Here is a 15,867-nt window from a genome sequence, read left to right as displayed (position 1 = left end):
CGCCAGCCGCCGCATCGGCTCGGTTTCGGTGCTTCTGCCGCCGCCGCGCCCACCGGCAGAAGCCCTCGCCACCTGCCTGGAGGCTCTGCAGCAGCACTGGCGCCAGGAGGGCCAGCTCGCTGCCCTCTGGCAGGTGTGGCCGCGCCTGGCGGGTGCCCAGCTGGCCCCCCACTGCCAGCCGCTCAGCTTCCACGGGGGACTGCTCACGATCGGGGCGGCACCGGGGCCGTGGCTGCAGGCCCTGCAATACAACCGCCATCAACTGCTCGGTGCCCTGCGCGGCGCCGGCTTCACGGTGCGCGATCTGCGGGTGCAGCAACACCATGCCCAGCCGTTGCCACCGGCGGGCACCACGATCGAAGCCGAGACCTGGGCGCAGCACCCCAGCCGCGTCGATGTTCATGGCCTCGGCGTCTGTCCCCGTTGCAGCAGCCCAGCCCCCCTGGGGGAGATGGGGCGTTGGGGACACTGCAGCTTCTGCCGCCGTCAGGCCCTGGCAGAGGCCGCCGCCGCCGCTGATCTGGCGCGAACACGGGCTGCAGCTGCCGCGTCTGGACTCGGTCAGTAGCGTTCCGGCCGAGGATCCTGCCAGTTGGGGCGCTCTCCCGCGGCATACAGCTCAGCGGAGCGCCGCTGCAGCTGGCTCCGCTGCAGGCGCCAGAGTCGGTACAGCCCGTCACTGCCCAGCTCCTGCGGTTCCAGCCCCTGCCAGTGGGGCAAGCGAGCCGTGCCCTGATCGATCACGACCAGCACCGTGGGTGCCTGCCGCGGCCTGGAGGGCTCCTGGCCGGCGCGGTGCTCGAGGCGCAGCCGCTCGTTGAGGTTGAGCAGCGCCGCCTGGGATTGCCCCTCGTACAGCACCACCTGGCGGGCGTAGTAGTGCAGCGACGGTTTGAGAATCCCCACCATCGCCAGGGGTTCGGGCAGGCCCTGACCCGATGGCGGCGGCAGGGCGCGCACCAGCTCCGCCATGCGCCGTACCGGTTGCCCCCGCAGGCGGTCGCCCAGCTCCCAAAGCGGCGTGATCGCCAGAGGGACGAAGGGCAGGATCGCCAGTTGCAAGGCCAGCAGCGCCATGGGAGGCCGGCGGCGGCGCAGGAACCAGGCCAGGCCAGCGGCGAGGGCGAAGCAGGCGGCGGCGATCAACAGCCGGCGGCTGGCCAGGATCTCCGCAGGCAGGGTGGGCAGCTCCGGATCGTTGATCGCCGGTACCCAGAGGGGGCCGGCCAGGAACACGGCTGCCAGCAGCAGCGTCAGGGCCAGAGTGGCAGACCAGGCCAGGCGCTGGGCCCGACCCCCCCAGCCCGCCTGGGCCGCCTGGGCTATCAGCAGGGCGGCGGCGGGGGTGGCCGGCAGCCAGTAACTCGGCAGCTTGGTGGCGGCCGCCGTGAAGAACACCAGCACCGCCAGCAGCCAGCAGGCGGCAAAGCGGGTCAGCGACTGCTCGGGCGGCAGGGGCTGGGCCCGGCGTCTCCAGGGCAGGGGGCCAACTCCCCGCACCAGACCGAGCAACAGCAGCGGGGTGACCGGCAGGCTGGCCACCACCAGCACCGGCAGAAAGAACCACCAGGGCTGCAGGTGATTGTTGACCACCACGCTGAAGCGCTGGAGGTTGTGGTAACCGAAAAAGCTGTTCCAGAACGCCTCGCCTTCCACCAGCAAGGCGGCTCCGTACCAGGGCAACGCCACCAGGGCCGTGAGGGTCAGACCCCGCAGGGGACGCAGCCGCCGCCAGAGCCCGGCCAGATCGCCTTGCAGCCAGCCGAAACCCAGCAGGGCCAGGCCCAGCAGCACCACCGCCACCGGGCCCTTGCTGAGGACCGCCAGGCCGAGCATCAGCCAGGTCAGCCACCAGGCCCCCCGCGGTGCCACGTAGGTGCGCCAACTCAGCAGCAGGGTGGCGCTCATCAGACCGCAGAGCAGGGCGTCGCTCACGGCGATGCGGCCCCAGAGCAGCACCAGTGGGGAGAGCGCGAAGGCCAGCGCCGCCGTGAACGCTGCGGTGAGGGCGGAGGGCACAGGGGGCGCGGAGCTCGCGGGCTCCGGCTTGTCGACACTGGACGGCCAAGGGGCCTGAGGCCAGCGCCAGAGCGTGTCGGCCAGCAGCAGCATCACGGCGATGGAGCTGAGAGCCGAGGGCAGGCGCGCCGCCCAGGTGCCGAGTGGATTCCACAGCTCCTGCCCCGGCAGCAGGTAGCCCAGCCCCATCAGCCAGTACACCAGAGGAGGCTTGTCGTAGCGGGGTAGTCCGTTCACCCGCGGGATCAGCCAGTCGCCGGTTTCGGCCATGGCCCGTGCGGAGGCGGCGAACAGGGGCGGGGTTTCATCCACCAGTCCGCTGCTCCCCAGTCTCCAGAGGAACAGCACCAGGCCACAGGCCAGCAGCGGCAGCCAGAGCTGCAGGGGCATCCGCCGCGCTGCGCTGGTTCGCGCTGAGATGGGCCGCGCCGAAAGCAATTGCGCCGATGGGTCCTCGCCGAAGCTGTCTGCCAAACGGGCCAGGGGCGGATCGGCCGAACCTAGGTCCCTTCGCAGGGGGGCTTGGCCAGTACGGCGTCGAGCCAGGCCTCGATCCGGCCGGCGAACGCCGAGCGGGAGCAATGGCTCTCCGCCCAGGCCCGTGGCTGGTGCCGGGGGATCTGCCAGGCCCGTTCCACCGCCTTTGTCAGAGCCTCGCCATCATCTGGTCGAGCCAGGCAGCCATTCACCCCCTCCTGCACCAGTTCCCCCGGTCCGCCGCGGGCGTAGGTGGCCACCGGCACACCGCAGGCCATCGCCTCCACCACCACGTTGCCGTAGGCCTCGTTCCACTTGGGTGTGTTCAGGAGCACGGCGCAGCGCCCCATCTCCTCCTGCAGGCGCTCGGTGGGCAGGAATCCACGCCAGTGCAGGGTTCCGCCGGGTACGGAGGCCTCGACCCGGCGCGCATAGGCCTCGTCTTCGCGCACGCCCCAGATCCAGAGCGGCCGCTGCAGCGTGGCCGCGACGGCGGCCGCATCCTCCAGCCCCTTCTCCGGTGCGATCCGGCCGGCCCAGCCCAGCACCGCATCGGCGTTGGGCCGGAAGTGATAGCGGTCCAGATCGAAGCCGTTGCCCACCAGCCGCGGCGCTCCTGGAAGGTCAAAATCCGCCGCCTGGCTGGCGGTATGAAAGGCCAGATGCTGCGGATGACTGCGGGCGATCTCAGCGATCACGGCATCCATGGCCGTGCTCACGGACCCCATGCTCACCAGGTGGGCGAGGGGAGTGCTGGTGTGAGGGGTCAGCCAGAGAGGAAGCCAGTCGTAGGCGAGGTTGATCAGCACATCGAAGTCGCCCTGCTCGGTCAGGGCACGACGCCAGAGGTGGCCCAGCAGCGCCTGGGCCGGGATCTGCACGGCGGCCTCGCGGCGGCAGTGCTGCCAGCTCGGCTGGCTGACACCGCCCTCGCACCAGAGCTGAGCCGCCTCGCAGCCGGCGGGCAGCTCCGATTGGGCTCCCGCCAGCACGGTGACGGCATGGCCGCGCTGCAGTAACCCTGCCACCAGGGAGGCGGCCGTGAGCTCCACACCCCCGCCCAGGCCGCTCCCCAGCCAGCCCACCGGCGTGCTCACCACCAGGACCCGCATCAGCTCGCCTCCGAAGGAGCCGCGACGGCTGCCGGGAGCGCGTCGCCGTGCCAGAGGACCTGGCGCCGATGGATCAGAACCACAGAGATCAGGGCCAATGCTGTCCCGAGCCATTGCAGGGGCTGCAACGATTCCTGGAGGAAGAGCACGCCGCAGAGCAAGGCGAATACCGGGGTCAGAAAGGTGAGCGCCGTGAAGCCGGTCAGATCACCGCTGCTGGCGAACCAGAAAAACAATCCATAGGCCAGGGCACTGCCGAACAGGCTGGCGTACGCCATCAGTCCCCACTGCAGCGTGTCCCAGTCCGGGCCGCTGGCCGGATCGAGCAGCACGGCCACCAGCAGCGGCAGACCTCCCAGCAGCATGTGCCAGCCCGTCACCGCCACCGGATCACTGCGGCGGGTGGCATAGCGGCAGAGCACCGTGCCCACGGCCATCGCAGCTGCGGCCCCCAGCATCCAGAGCTCGCCGTGGCTCCAGGGCCTCACGCCGAGAGCGGCTGGGCCCTCCAGCCACCAGTGGCGCAGCACGGCCGCCGGCAGGCCGAGACAGAGGATGCCCACCAGCCCAAGCAACAACCCGAGCCACCCCACCGGATTGATCGCCTCGGCGAACAGCGTGCGGGCCAGCAATGCCACCAGCAAGGGCTGCGAATCGATCAGCACCGACCCCAGGCCAGCGCCCGTACCCCCCAATCCCTGGGCCAGCAGCCCCTGAAACAGGGCACCATCCACCAGGGCAAACAACAGCAGCCAGGGGCGATCGACCGGATCGACCCGCAGGGAGCGGCCCAGGAGCAGGGCGGCAAACAGCAGCACCAGCCCCGCCGGCAGCAGGCGCAGACAGGCAAGGGTGAGGGGGGAGGCGCCCGCGAGCAGGGGCTTCATCGCCGCCATGGCCGTGCCCCACAGCGCGAAGGGCAGCACCATCAGCACTCCACGCCGTGGAGCCCAGCCGGGGCTGTCGAGCGCGGAACCTGGGTTGGGCATCGGGCACGCCAGAGGTCTCCTTTTTAAGATCCCCGCACTACACACCGCTCAGATGGTCTGGCCCTGGCGCCGCAAAGCACGTCGCACCATGGCACGCATCGCCATCGAGGGGCCGATCGCCGGACCCACCCGCCAGCGGGTGCTGAAGGCCCTGCGACAGGTGGAGGAGCGCGAATGCCCGGCCCTGCTGCTTCGCATCGACAGCCCCGGTGGCACCGTGGGCGACAGCCAGGAGATCCATGCCGCGATCCGGCGCCTGCGCGACAAGGGGTGTCGGGTGGTGGCCAGCTTCGGCAACATCTCCGCCTCCGGCGGGGTCTACGTGGGCGTCGCTGCCGAGGCGATCGTGGCCAACCCCGGCACGATCACCGGTTCGATCGGTGTGATCCTGCGAGGCAACAACCTCTCCCGCCTGCTGGAGCGGATCGGGATCCAGTTCGAGACCGTCAAAAGCGGCTTGTTCAAGGACATCCTGTCGCCGGATCGGGCCCTCACGGAGCCCGAACGCCAGCTGCTGCAGGAGTTGATCGACTCCAGCTACGGCCAGTTCGTGGCCGCCGTGGCCGAAGGGCGTGGCCTCAGCGAGGAGGCGGTGCGCAGCTTCGCCGACGGCCGGGTCTTCACCGGCGCCCAGGCCCTGGCCCTCGGCCTGGTGGATGCTCTGGGAGATGAAGAGGTGGCCCGGATCAAGGCTGCCGAGCTGGCGGATCTGGATCCGCAGAAGACCCGGCCGATCACCTTCGGCAAAGCGCCCAAGGGCCTGGCCAGCCTGATCCCGGGCCGTGCCCTGCTGCAGCGGCTCGGTGAGCTCGTGAGCCTCGAGTTGGCCTGGAGCGGCCAACCCCTGTGGCTGTATCGCCCATGACGGCAGCCGTGCAACTGCGGGCCCTGCGCGGCGCCACCACCGCCACAGCCAACACCGCCGAGGCCATTGGTGCGGCCGTGATCGAACTGATCGATGCCCTTGTGGAGCACAACCGCCTTGAGGGGCCAAGGGTGCTCTCGATCACCTTTTCGGTGACGGCGGACCTCGACGCCTGCTTCCCCGCCGCCTACGCACGCCGGCGTGAGGGCTGGGAGCATGTGGCCCTGCTGGATTGTCAGCAGATGGCCGTACGTGGCGATCTGCCGCGCTGCATCCGCCTGCTGGCCCACGCCTGGATGGACGGCACCCTGGCACCGGTTCATCCCTATCTGCGCGAGGCGGTCAGATTGCGGCCCGACCGGGCGGTCGGGGCCATGTGAGTTGCATCTGGTCACACCTTCCACCTCCATCGCCGACCACCGCAGGCGCCGCGTGCCGATCGGCTCTGCCGAGAATCAGGCGACTCCCCCACACCCCAATCTCTGTCATGTCACGTCCTCGGAGCCTCCTGGCCCTGGCGGCTTCCGCCGGCCGCGCCCTCAACCCCCTTTCGTTGCGTCGTTCACACCGCAGCTCCCTACCCCTACCCCTGTCAACTTCACAGACAGCCTCCGCCATTGGCCGACCCCTCAGGGATCGACCTGCCTTGGCCCACCTGGCACTGGGAGGCCTGGCCCTGGGTGGACTTCTGACCACCGTTCTCACCCCGCAGCCTCCTGCCCTGGCCCAGGGAACCCCAAGCCTGATGGAGTTCCGCTGGGAGAACAACCGCGATTATCGCAAGCTCTATTACTTCATCACCGAAACAAGCCGTCTCAAACGCTCGGAGTATTACCTGCTGTTGCGGCCCAAAGACCGCAAAACAGCAATCCTGAAGCTGAGCATCTCAGTTCCCGATCACTTCGACGTCAAGATCGATCCCAAGCGCGTCAAACTCTGCGAGATGAAAGAGGGTGGCATGCTGTCGCGAACCCGCTGCGAGAAGGAGATTCCTGCCACGATTGAAATCTCTGAGAACGGCAAGGCGATTGAGATCTTCCCGGATACCCCAGTCTCTGATCAGGGCACGATCGGGGTGTACATGAACATCTTCAATCCCTACAACATCGGCATGTACCAGTTCAACGCTCTCGCCCAGGCGCCTGGGGACGTGCCGATCTCTGGCTACCTCGGCAGCTGGCTGATCCAGATCGACCCCACCAACTGAGGCTGGAGTCGGAGCCTTGGGGCCGTTTGATAAGTTGGCGGATCGACGTGATCCAGAGGAGCTGATCGGCTGCCATGACCAAGCGCACTCTCGAAGGCACCAGCCGTAAGCGCAAGCGGGTCTCAGGCTTCCGGGTACGGATGCGCAGCCACACCGGCCGCCGTGTGATCCGCACCCGCCGCCGCCGCGGCCGCGCCCGCCTGGCGGTCTGAACCCCGGCCTTCGCCGGCTGGATCAACCGCTCTGATGGCCCTGCCCTACCAGCATCGTCTCAAAGGGCACCTCGCCTTCGATCTCCTGTACCAGAAGGGCCGAAAATTTCATGGCCCTTTTTTGCTGCTCCGCCTGATCGAAGCCAGGCCGGAACTGCTGCCTCCTCCCCAGCGCCTGGCACCTCCATCTGCCTGGCGCTGTGGTGTTGTCGTGAGCAGCAAGGTGAGCAAACGGGCCGTGCGGCGCAATCGGATCCGGCGTCTGCTGCATCGCCAACTGCTGGAAGCTCTCGCCCCAGCGTCGCAGCGCAGCCTCTGGTTACTGCTCAGCGTCAAGCCGGGCAGTGCTGAGCGGCCGGGGGAGCTCCTGCTGGGAGAATGCCGTGAGCTGTTGCTGAAGGCAGGCCTCACCGCATGACGGCAGACGACAAGACTTCCGCCTCCCCGGCCTCCGCTCAGGTGGCCTCTGCACCAGCCGCTGCAGCGGCCAAGCCCGCCACGCCTGGCACCACGATCGAGGAATCCGTTTTTTATGAAGGCGGGCCCGCCCGGGGCGACCTGGTCGTGAACCTCCTGTTCGGCCTCACCCTGATCGGCCTGCCGTTCGCCGTTGGAGCCGTTGTGCGCGCCCTCTGGCTGCGTTACCGCATCACCAGCCGCAGGATCTCCGTGAGCGGAGGCTGGCTGGGGCGCGATCGCACCCAGGTGGTCTACAGCCAGATCCGTGAGGTTCGCTGCGTTGCCCGTGGCCTCGGCTTCTGGGGCGACATGGTGCTGGTGCTCACCGATGGCTCCAAGCTCGAAATGCGCTCAGTGCCGCGCTACCGCGAGGTGGAGGCCTACATCGAGGAGCGGCGCCAGGCCAAGGGAGGCGGCAGCAGGAAACCGGCCACCAGCCAGGGCTTCGGCGGCGGTGATGCCCTGAGCGCCTAGTCACGTCCCACCCCGGCCATCCGGTCCAGCTTTCGGGCACACTGAGCCCTCTGTCCCGTCACCCCCCAGCCACCCCCGCCGTGATCGGCTACATCTCCGACAACCTGCTCCTCCCGATCCTCGATTTCTTCTACGGATTGGTGCCGAGCTATGGCCTGGCCATCATTGCCCTCACGGTGGTCATCCGCCTGGCCCTCTTCCCCCTCAGTGCAGGCTCGATCCGCAATGCCCGGCGCATGCGCATCGCCCAGCCGGTGATGCAGAAGCGGCAGGCCGAGATCAAGAGCCGCCACGCCAGCAACCCCCAGAAGCAGCAGGAGGAGCTGGGCAAGCTGATGAAGGAGTTCGGCAGCCCCCTGGCGGGTTGTCTGCCCCTGCTGGTGCAGATGCCGATCCTGTTCGCTCTGTTCGCCACCCTGCGGGGCTCACCGTTTGCAGACGTTCCCTACACGATCAACCTCAAAGTTCTTCCGGCCGACCAGATCGCGGCGGTGGAACCCAAGCCGTTCAACAGTGCCAGCCATTCGATCTTCGTCACCTCCACCAGCCATGTGCCGGTGATCGCCAGCCTCGAGGGTGGCAATCGCCTCGGGGTGGGCGACACCGCAATGGTTCAGCTCCATACCAAGACCGGTGAGAGCTTCGCCTCGGTGCTTTCAGGCGTGGAGAACGGTGAGGCCTTCTCCCCCAGCTGGAGCGTGACCAAGGGTGAGGGGGTTGTGCAGGTGGGTCCGGACGGCACCATCAAGGCCCTCAGCGAAGGCGATGCGGTGGTCGAGGCCAAGATCCCGGGCCTGGCGGCCCGCAGCGGCTTCCTGTTCATCAAGGCGCTTGGCCAGGTGGGCTTCTACACCGATGGCAGCGTCAACTGGGATATCGCCATTCTGGTGGGGGCCTTCGGCGCTTCCCTGTTCATCTCCCAGATCCTCTCGGGCATGGGGATGCCCCCCAACCCACAGCAGGCCACGGCCAACAAGATCACTCCGGTGATGATCACGGCGATGTTCCTGTTCTTCCCGCTGCCGGCTGGGGTGCTGCTCTACATGGTGGTGGCGAACGTGTTCCAGGCCCTGCAGACCTACCTGCTCACCCGTGAGGCCCTTCCTGACAACCTGCAGGCGATCCTTGATCAGCAGCTCAGCCAGCAGACCGTGACTGCCACGGCCACGGCCGGAGGTGCTGGCCGGCTTCCCTTCGAGCCCAAGGGCAAGAAGTGAGGCCAGGCTGATGCGAGCCGCTGCCCAGATCAGTTCCGGTGACCCGCTGCAGCCCGTAGCAGTTGCCGACCTGAAGTTGCTCGAGTCCGGCCGCAGCTGGCGGGTTGATCAACACATCGCCGATCTGGACAGCCTCACCCCCGTTCGCGGCGTCGTCTCGGCTGTCCATCGCGGCAACGTGCTGCAGGTCGAGGGGGAGGTGGAGACGATCGTGACCCTCTGCTGCGACCGCTGCCTGCAGCACTTCAACCATCCGCTGCAGGCATCCACCCAGGAATTGCTCTGGCTGGGCGAGACCTCTCCCGAGGACAGCGAGGTTCTGGAACTCGATCCCGACGATCTGGGTGAACAGCTCGATCCTCGCGGCAGCTTTGATCCGGAGCGATGGGTCTTCGAGCAGTTGCACCTGCGCCTGCCCTTGGTCAATCACTGCGGCACCGCCTGTCCGGGCCCCCCGCATTTGGGAGATGGTGATCGCACCGTCGATCCCCGCTGGGCAGCCCTGCAGGGGATTCAGCCTCCTGAATGAGGACCCGCCTCGCACCCTTCTGCCTGGATTCGACACCATCTCCGGCCCCATGCCCCCCACCCTGGTCGACCAGCTGGATCTACTGATCCGGGCCCGCACTCCCATCCTCTGGATCCGCAGCCTTGAGGAGGAGCGGGTCGTGGCCTTGCTGGGGCAGGTGGCCGATCTCCTGGGCGGGCGCACCCTGCTGGAGTGGGATTTCATCGGCGGCCTCAGCGGGGCTCCCAACCGCCTCGGTGAAGCAGCTCGCAATCCGATGGCGGCGCTCGATGCCCTCTCCGGCCTTGCACCGGAACAGGGGGCCATCCTGTTGCTCAAGGACTTTCACCGCTACGCCGAGGACGCGGGCATCTGCCGGCGGCTACGCAACCTGGCCAGCCAGCTGCGCCAGGTTCCCCAGACCCTGGTGATCAGCGCCCCGGACTGGACCTTGCCTCGGGAGCTGGAGGACAGCATCACGGTGCTGGATCTGCCCCTGCCCGATGCCGCCGAGATTTCGCGATTGCTCGGCTCGATCGCCCGAGCCAGCGGCGCGCCCCTGGCATCTGAGGTGCTCGAGCAACTCACCGCCGCCTGCCATGGCCTCAGTGAACAGCGGGTGCGGCAGCTGGCCGCCCGTGCCCTGGCCCGCCGCGGCCAGCTCGGCCTGGACGACCTGAACGAGGTGCTGGAGGAGAAGCGGCAGGCGATCGCCCGCAGCGCCCTGCTGGAGTACTGCCCCACCGAGGCCACCCCGGCCGATATCGGCGGACTGGATGCCCTCAAACGCTGGCTGGAGCAACGCCGCAGCGCCTTCAGCGAGGAGGCGCAGCGCTATGGGCTGCCCCTGCCGCGTGGGGTGTTGCTGGTGGGTCCGCAGGGCACGGGCAAATCCCTCACCGCCAAGGCGATCGCCCACGGCTGGAGCATGCCGCTGCTGCGCCTCGATGTGGGACGGCTGTTCGCCGGACTGGTGGGTGCCAGCGAGGCACGCACCCGCGAGATGATTCAGCGGGCCGAGGCGATGGCTCCCTGCGTGCTCTGGATCGATGAGATCGACAAGGGCTTCGGCGGCGACGGCCGCAGCGACGGTGGTACCAGCCAGAGGGTTCTGGCCAGCCTGCTGACCTGGATGGCCGAAAAGACCAGTGCGGTGTTCGTCGTGGCCACCGCCAACGCGGTGGAACGGTTGCCGGGCGAACTGCTGCGCAAGGGCCGCTTCGATGAGATCTTCCTGCTGGATCTGCCCAGCCGCAGTGAACGGCGGGCGATCCTCGATCTGCAGCTGCGCCGCCGTCGGCCGGATCACGCCATTGCCATGGAGGTGGTGGTGGATCGCACGGCTGGCTTTTCCGGTGCCGAGCTCGAGCAGACGGTGATCGAGGCGATGCATCTGGCCTTCGGTGAACAGCGGGATTTCGGTGAATCCGACCTGATCGCCGCCGCCTCCCAGGTGGTGCCGCTGTCACGAACCGCCCGGGAGCAACTGGAGCAGCTGAAGCAGTGGGCCAGCGCTGGGCGGGCCAGGCCTGCCTCGCTGGGGGCAGAGGCTGGCAGCCCCTTCGCAACAAAACCGCAACAGGAATGATTGCGGGGGGTAACAAACCCCGACACCCGGTAACAAGCGCAGCCTGGAGCCCGGGTTGCCCTGGTTGGGGCCCCTACGGTCTGCCCAACCACAGGTTCGCCGTGATTCCCAGCCCTACCCCCCGCCCCCGCAGCGAAGTCGTCACTCAGCTGGCCGTGGCCTGCCTCGGCGCCGGTGTGGTGACCAGTGTGGCGGTGGCCCAGGGCCAGAATCCGCTCACGGCGCTGGGGATCACCCTGTTCTCGGCCGTGGCCGCCGTGATGCTGGGTCAGGTGCTCTGACCAGTCCCGCCGGTCGGACCGGTGTCGTTGGTTTGGACCCCAGGGCTGTCACGGGTCGTTGACGCACTCTGCAGAAAGGCACGTTCCACGTAGCCCAGCTGCCTCTCCAGCGTCACGGTCTGAGCCTGAGGGGTCCCATGCGCATCACCGATGGCAGGCTTCCAGGCCGAGCTTTCGTTGGCCAAAGCAGCCCGAAGTTGCCAACGGTGGCGGAAGCTGCGGCCTGCCAGCCGCCGCACAGCCTTGATCTGCTCGTCACTGAGCCGCTGGTGATCCAGGTGTCGAATCGCGGCACTGTCGATGTGGATGGGCGTGAGTTCGGCGCTGGCCAGAACGGCTGCCTCATCAGTAGGCGGCAAGACGGTTTGCTGCCGCAGAGCACGGCGGAAGGTCACGGCTCCGACGACAGGCTTGCTCTGAAGCCGCAAATTCGCGGTGGGAACCCCACGGGCCGCCAGATGCTCGATCACGGGGGCGCTCAACTGATAGCGAACCTCCTGGTAGACCTGCTGGCTGAAGACGTTCTGCACCACAAACAGCAGGATGAAGCCAACCAGGGCAGCGATCAGGGGCGTGGTGATCCAACCCGAGGCGATGCGCAGCAACACCATCCATCGAATCTGACGCACGCCCCTCAACCCCTGCAGCAGACCGATGCCGATCACGGCCCCCACCACCGCCTGGGAGCTGGACACCGGGATCAGAGGGATTGGAGGCAGGCCGAGGCTCACCACGAAGTGCGACAGCGGGGCTGACGAGAACACGAACAGAACCAGGGAGTTAGCGACCACCACCACCAGGGCCCCCAGCGGTGACAGGGTCATGAGGCTGCCGCCAACGGTGGTCATCACCCGGCGGGAATAGGTATAAACCCCAACAGCAATGGCGATCGCACCCAGGAAAAACAATTGCTGCGTTCCTGAGACCTGGTAGCCCCCAGCCAGGCTGAGACTGCTGAAGGGAGAGGCATCGAGAAAGACCCCCATCACATTGCCGATGTTGTTGGCCCCGAGGCTGTAGGAGCCAAACATTCCGGCCAGAATCAATCCGGTGCGCACATCCGCATCCAGCCGCAGCAGGTGTGGCCGCCGAAACCGGATGAATCGCACCGTGAAGGAATAGAGGGCGGCAGAGAAGATGCCGGCAAGAACTGGGCAGAACACCCAGGTTCCAAAGATTCGGGCCAGTTGATCAGTGTCGGTGATCGATCCGCTGAAGACGTTCCAACCGATGATCGCCCCCACCACCGCCTGGGTCGTGGAGACCGGCAGCCCCAGTTGCGTCATCCAGAAAACCGTGATCGCTGCCGCCAGAGCCGTGGTGAAGGAGCCCGGCAGAGCATTCACCGCTCCCAGCTCGCCAAGTCCCTGACTGGCGGCAGCGCCGGCGGTGACGGCGCCAATGATCACGAAGACGCTGCAGAGAAAAGCGGCCGTGGAAAAACGCACCATGCGACTGCCCACCGCCGAACCGAAGACATTGGAGGCATCGTTGGCACCCAGGGACCAGCCGAGAAACAGGCCGCTGGAGAGAAAAACCAGGCTGGAAATCAGATCCATGACGCACCGATGATGAGACTCTGCCAGCAAGACATTCCTTAGAGGGCCCGCTTAATCGCATAAATCGATAGTTCATCACTGACATCCTCTGCCAGGTCGGCAATGCCATCAATGGCATCGACCGCATCGCGTACATGCAGCTTCTGGACCAGGGAAAGGCTGGAGGAGAAAATCATTCGCTTCAGCCTGATTGCCGAACGGTCGGCTTCAGATTCGTAAACACGAATCTCGTAGATGTGGTCGCGAACTGCCGATGGATTTCGGAAGAATGCGCGTGCCGCCATGATGGCGGCCTGAACACTCTTGGTGACTACAGCCAGAAGATTCTTGAGCTCTTGAAGGAATTCCACTGCCCCCTTGTCGACCGTTGGATACTCAATCATGAACTCCTGGTAGCAATCCACGATCACGTCCAGCAGGCCGTAGAGATCGCTCAACAGGCTCAAGACATCCCCTCTGAAATCGGGGATCAACATTTCGCTGTAGAGCGTGCCCACAACGGATCGGCGGATCTCGTTGCAGCGGGCCTTCAGGTCATTCATCTGCTGAAGCTTTTCATCGCAGGCGTCGTTGACGCCCCGCTCCACCAGCAATAGCAAACCCGACTCGAAGTAAATCACACCTTCGGATAATTTATCGAGAAATTCATCAATCTTTCCCTCGAGGAATCTGGTCTTGCCGAACAGCTGCGGTGTTTCCTTCGACATGACGGCCCGAGGGTCTGGCGTACTGAAACAAGCGAGAGGTCTGGCCAGCAGCCCCATCTGCCACCAAGTTAGGCAGAGGCCTCTCATGGCCAAGCAGGCTCCACATACCGACACCCCCGTTGCCGTGATCGATCCCATGCCGTTGCGAGCGCAGATGCCTGCCCTCGCCAACAAGACCTACTTCAATTACGGCGGCCAGGGCCCCCTGCCCTCCGCTTCCCTGGAGGCGATCACGGCCGCATGGACCACCATTCAGGAGCTGGGGCCGTTCAGCGGGGCTGTGTGGCCCTACCTGGAGCAGGTCACGACCTCACTCCGGCAGCGGCTGGCCTCCTGGTTCGGGGTGTCGTCCCAGCGGGTGGCCCTCACCGAAAACGTGACCAGCGGCTGCGTGCTGCCGTTGTGGGGGTTGCCCTGGGAGCCGGGTGATGAGCTGCTGATCGGCGATTGTGAACATCCCGGTGTGGTGGCCGCCTGCCGGGAGCTGGCCCGGCGCCAGGGGTTGAGCCTGGCCACCCTGCCTGTGCAATGGCTGCGCAGAACCGCCTGTTCCGGTGATGCCGCCGCTCTGGAGCAGGCGGTGCTGGAGCAGCTGCAGCGCTGCCTGCGACCCCGGACCCGCCTGGTGGTGCTCTCGCACCTGCTCTGGAATACGGGCCAGGTGATGCCGATCGCGGCAGTGGCGGAGCGCCTCGCCGCGCACCCCCGCCGGCCCTGGCTGCTGGTGGATGGGGCCCAGTCGCTGGGAAGTCTGCCCCTGGCGGATGCTGGTGCCGCCAATGGGGCCGCCGCCGCCGATATCTACGGCTGTACCGGCCATAAGTGGTGCTGCGGCCCGGAAGGCCTGGGAGCGGTGGTGCTCTCGGAACGACTGCTGGCAGAGGCTCGCCCCACCTTGATCGGCTGGCGCAGCCTCCGCAACGAAGGCCAGGCCGGCAGCGACTTTCACCGCGACGGCCGCCGCTTCGAAGTGGCAACCTCCTGTACACCACTCATGGCCGGGCTGACGTGCTCCCTGCGGCTGCTGGAGGCCCAGGGCAGTGCGGAGCAGCGACTGGCCCGAATCCAGCACCTGAGCCTGCAGCTCTGGCATGGGTTGGGAACGTTGCCAGGAATTCAGCCCCTGCTCACGGCTCCGCCGCCGGCCGGGCTGGTGAGCTTTCAGCTGGATGCGGCCCAGGCCGGGGCCAGCGGCGGTGATGCCGCCCGTGCCACTGCGTTGGTCAAGGCCCTTGGCCAGAGGGGCGTGTGGATCCGCAGCCTTGATGATCCGATCTGCCTGCGGGCCTGCACCCACATCACCACCACCGAGGCGGAGGTGGAGCTGTTGCTCCATTGCCTCGCGGAGATTTTGGCCGGGGAGGCCAGCGTGAGCTGACCTCCAAACCCTGAAGGTGAGGTCGCGATGGCGCGGCGCGACCCTCAGATGGGCTCCGACGGAATCGTTCCGTCGACGGCGGTCTCGTGGGTGAGCAGGTTGCTGTAGACCCAGCCGGCCAGCAGGGCACCGGCGATCGGGGCCACCCAGAACAGCCACAGCTGACCCAGGGCCTCGCCGCCCACCCAGAGAGCCACACCGGTGCTGCGCGCCGGATTGACCGAGGTGTTGGTGACGGGGATGCTGATCAGGTGGATCAGGGTGAGCGACAGACCGATCGGCAGACCCGCGAAGCCCACGGGGGCGAGCTTGTCGGTGGTGCCGAGGATCACCAGCAGGAAGATGAAGGTGAGCACCACCTCGATCACCAGGGCGGCAACAAAGCCATAGCCACCAGGAGAGTGCGCCCCGAAGCCATTGGTAGCGAGGGGATTGCTGCCGGCCAGCTCAAAGCCGGCACGGCCCGAAGCCACCAGCAGAATCAGGCCGCCGGCGATCACCGCACCGATCACCTGGGCGGCGATGTAGGGCAGCAGCAGAGAGCCGCGGAAGCGACCGCCGGCCCAGAGGCCGAAGCTCACGGCTGGGTTGATGTGGCAGCCGGAGATGTGTCCGATGGCATAGGCCATCGTCAGCAGCGTCAGTCCGAAGGCCAGGGAAACGCCGAGGAATCCCAGCCCCAGGGGATTGGCGGCAGCGTTGTCGTAGGGGAAATTGGCCGCGAGCACCGCACTGCCACAACCGCCGAGCACGAGCCAGAAGGTGCCGATCAGTTCCGCCAGAAACTTCTTCGACACGGGAATGTCTTGGGCCAT

Annotated in this window: 18 protein-coding genes; 12 read left to right on the top strand and 6 right to left on the bottom strand. The window is 67.0% G+C overall.

Features of this window, described 5'->3' with window-relative positions:
- Positions 1-568, top strand: a 568-nt coding sequence (locus VB716_RS02175; protein WP_323269592.1) for a DUF721 domain-containing protein, incomplete at its 5' end; no start/stop codon positions are given.
- Here the strand turns inward: VB716_RS02175 and VB716_RS02170 are convergent.
- From VB716_RS02170 to VB716_RS02160, 3 genes are all read right to left on the bottom strand, one after another.
- Entirely contained in the window at positions 562-2,409 is a 1,848-nt protein-coding gene (locus VB716_RS02170) for an ArnT family glycosyltransferase (protein ID WP_197169626.1), read from the bottom strand. The genes VB716_RS02175 and VB716_RS02170 overlap by 7 nt on opposite strands.
- A 110-nt stretch (positions 2,410-2,519) precedes the next feature.
- Entirely contained in the window at positions 2,520-3,608 is a 1,089-nt protein-coding gene (locus tag VB716_RS02165; protein ID WP_197169625.1) for a glycosyltransferase, read from the bottom strand.
- Complete coding sequence (locus VB716_RS02160) at positions 3,608-4,597, bottom strand: DMT family transporter (protein WP_197153803.1); 990 nt, start codon at positions 4,595-4,597, stop codon at positions 3,608-3,610. Before VB716_RS02160 ends, VB716_RS02165 begins: the two co-directional genes overlap by 1 nt.
- Before the next feature lie 52 nt (positions 4,598-4,649).
- Between VB716_RS02160 and sppA the strand changes: the two genes are divergently transcribed.
- From sppA to VB716_RS02110, 10 genes are all read left to right on the top strand, one after another.
- A complete protein-coding gene (gene sppA, locus VB716_RS02155) occupies positions 4,650-5,462 on the top strand; it encodes a signal peptide peptidase SppA (protein ID WP_197169623.1) in 813 nt (270 codons plus the stop codon).
- On the top strand, positions 5,459-5,842 hold the full coding sequence (gene aroH / locus VB716_RS02150) for a chorismate mutase (RefSeq protein WP_197153801.1): 384 nt from the start codon (positions 5,459-5,461) through the stop codon (positions 5,840-5,842). Before sppA ends, aroH begins: the two co-directional genes overlap by 4 nt.
- A gap of 266 nt (positions 5,843-6,108) precedes the next feature.
- Positions 6,109-6,669, top strand: coding sequence for a DUF2808 domain-containing protein (locus tag VB716_RS02145; RefSeq protein WP_370594738.1), 561 nt, complete (start codon positions 6,109-6,111; stop codon positions 6,667-6,669).
- Between the two features lie 74 nt (positions 6,670-6,743).
- Entirely contained in the window at positions 6,744-6,881 is a 138-nt protein-coding gene (rpmH, locus tag VB716_RS02140) for a 50S ribosomal protein L34 (RefSeq protein WP_006170261.1), read from the top strand.
- A 34-nt stretch (positions 6,882-6,915) separates the two neighbouring features.
- On the top strand, positions 6,916-7,299 hold the full coding sequence (gene rnpA, locus VB716_RS02135) for a ribonuclease P protein component (RefSeq protein ID WP_323269591.1): 384 nt from the start codon (positions 6,916-6,918) through the stop codon (positions 7,297-7,299).
- Positions 7,296-7,814, top strand: a complete 519-nt coding sequence (locus VB716_RS02130; RefSeq protein WP_197153798.1) for a PH domain-containing protein — start codon at positions 7,296-7,298, stop codon at positions 7,812-7,814. Before rnpA ends, VB716_RS02130 begins: the two co-directional genes overlap by 4 nt.
- An 80-nt stretch (positions 7,815-7,894) precedes the next feature.
- Positions 7,895-9,031, top strand: coding sequence for a membrane protein insertase YidC (yidC, locus tag VB716_RS02125; protein WP_197153797.1), 1,137 nt, complete (start codon positions 7,895-7,897; stop codon positions 9,029-9,031).
- Positions 9,032-9,041: 10 nt separating this feature from the next.
- On the top strand, positions 9,042-9,560 hold the full coding sequence (locus VB716_RS02120) for a YceD family protein (protein WP_197153796.1): 519 nt from the start codon (positions 9,042-9,044) through the stop codon (positions 9,558-9,560).
- A gap of 49 nt (positions 9,561-9,609) precedes the next feature.
- On the top strand, positions 9,610-11,127 hold the full coding sequence (locus VB716_RS02115) for an AAA family ATPase (RefSeq protein WP_197153795.1): 1,518 nt from the start codon (positions 9,610-9,612) through the stop codon (positions 11,125-11,127).
- Between the two features lie 101 nt (positions 11,128-11,228).
- A complete protein-coding gene (locus VB716_RS02110) occupies positions 11,229-11,408 on the top strand; it encodes a hypothetical protein (protein ID WP_197153794.1) in 180 nt (59 codons plus the stop codon).
- Here VB716_RS02110 and VB716_RS02105 read toward each other — a convergent pair.
- Positions 11,396-12,967 carry an anion permease gene (locus VB716_RS02105; RefSeq protein ID WP_323269590.1) on the bottom strand — a complete coding sequence of 524 codons (1,572 nt, stop codon included), beginning with the start codon at positions 12,965-12,967 and terminating at the stop codon, positions 11,396-11,398. The two genes, VB716_RS02110 and VB716_RS02105, sit on opposite strands and share 13 nt — an antisense overlap.
- A 38-nt stretch (positions 12,968-13,005) precedes the next feature.
- On the bottom strand, positions 13,006-13,731 hold the full coding sequence (locus tag VB716_RS02100; RefSeq protein WP_231597724.1) for a DUF47 domain-containing protein: 726 nt from the start codon (positions 13,729-13,731) through the stop codon (positions 13,006-13,008).
- Positions 13,732-13,810: 79 nt separating this feature from the next.
- Between VB716_RS02100 and VB716_RS02095 the strand changes: the two genes are divergently transcribed.
- Positions 13,811-15,052, top strand: a complete 1,242-nt coding sequence (locus tag VB716_RS02095) for an aminotransferase class V-fold PLP-dependent enzyme (RefSeq protein WP_323269594.1) — start codon at positions 13,811-13,813, stop codon at positions 15,050-15,052.
- Between the two features lie 44 nt (positions 15,053-15,096).
- Here VB716_RS02095 and aqpZ read toward each other — a convergent pair whose 3' ends face one another.
- The gene (aqpZ, locus tag VB716_RS02090) at positions 15,097-15,867 is read right to left on the bottom strand and encodes an aquaporin Z (RefSeq protein WP_197153791.1); all 771 of its coding nucleotides are present in this window, start codon (positions 15,865-15,867) and stop codon (positions 15,097-15,099) included.

This window comes from Synechococcus sp. CCY9201, from assembly GCF_034931105.1.
Taxonomy (GTDB): domain Bacteria; phylum Cyanobacteriota; class Cyanobacteriia; order PCC-6307; family Cyanobiaceae; genus CBW1002.
This window is presented reverse-complemented; position numbering and strand designations above follow the sequence as displayed.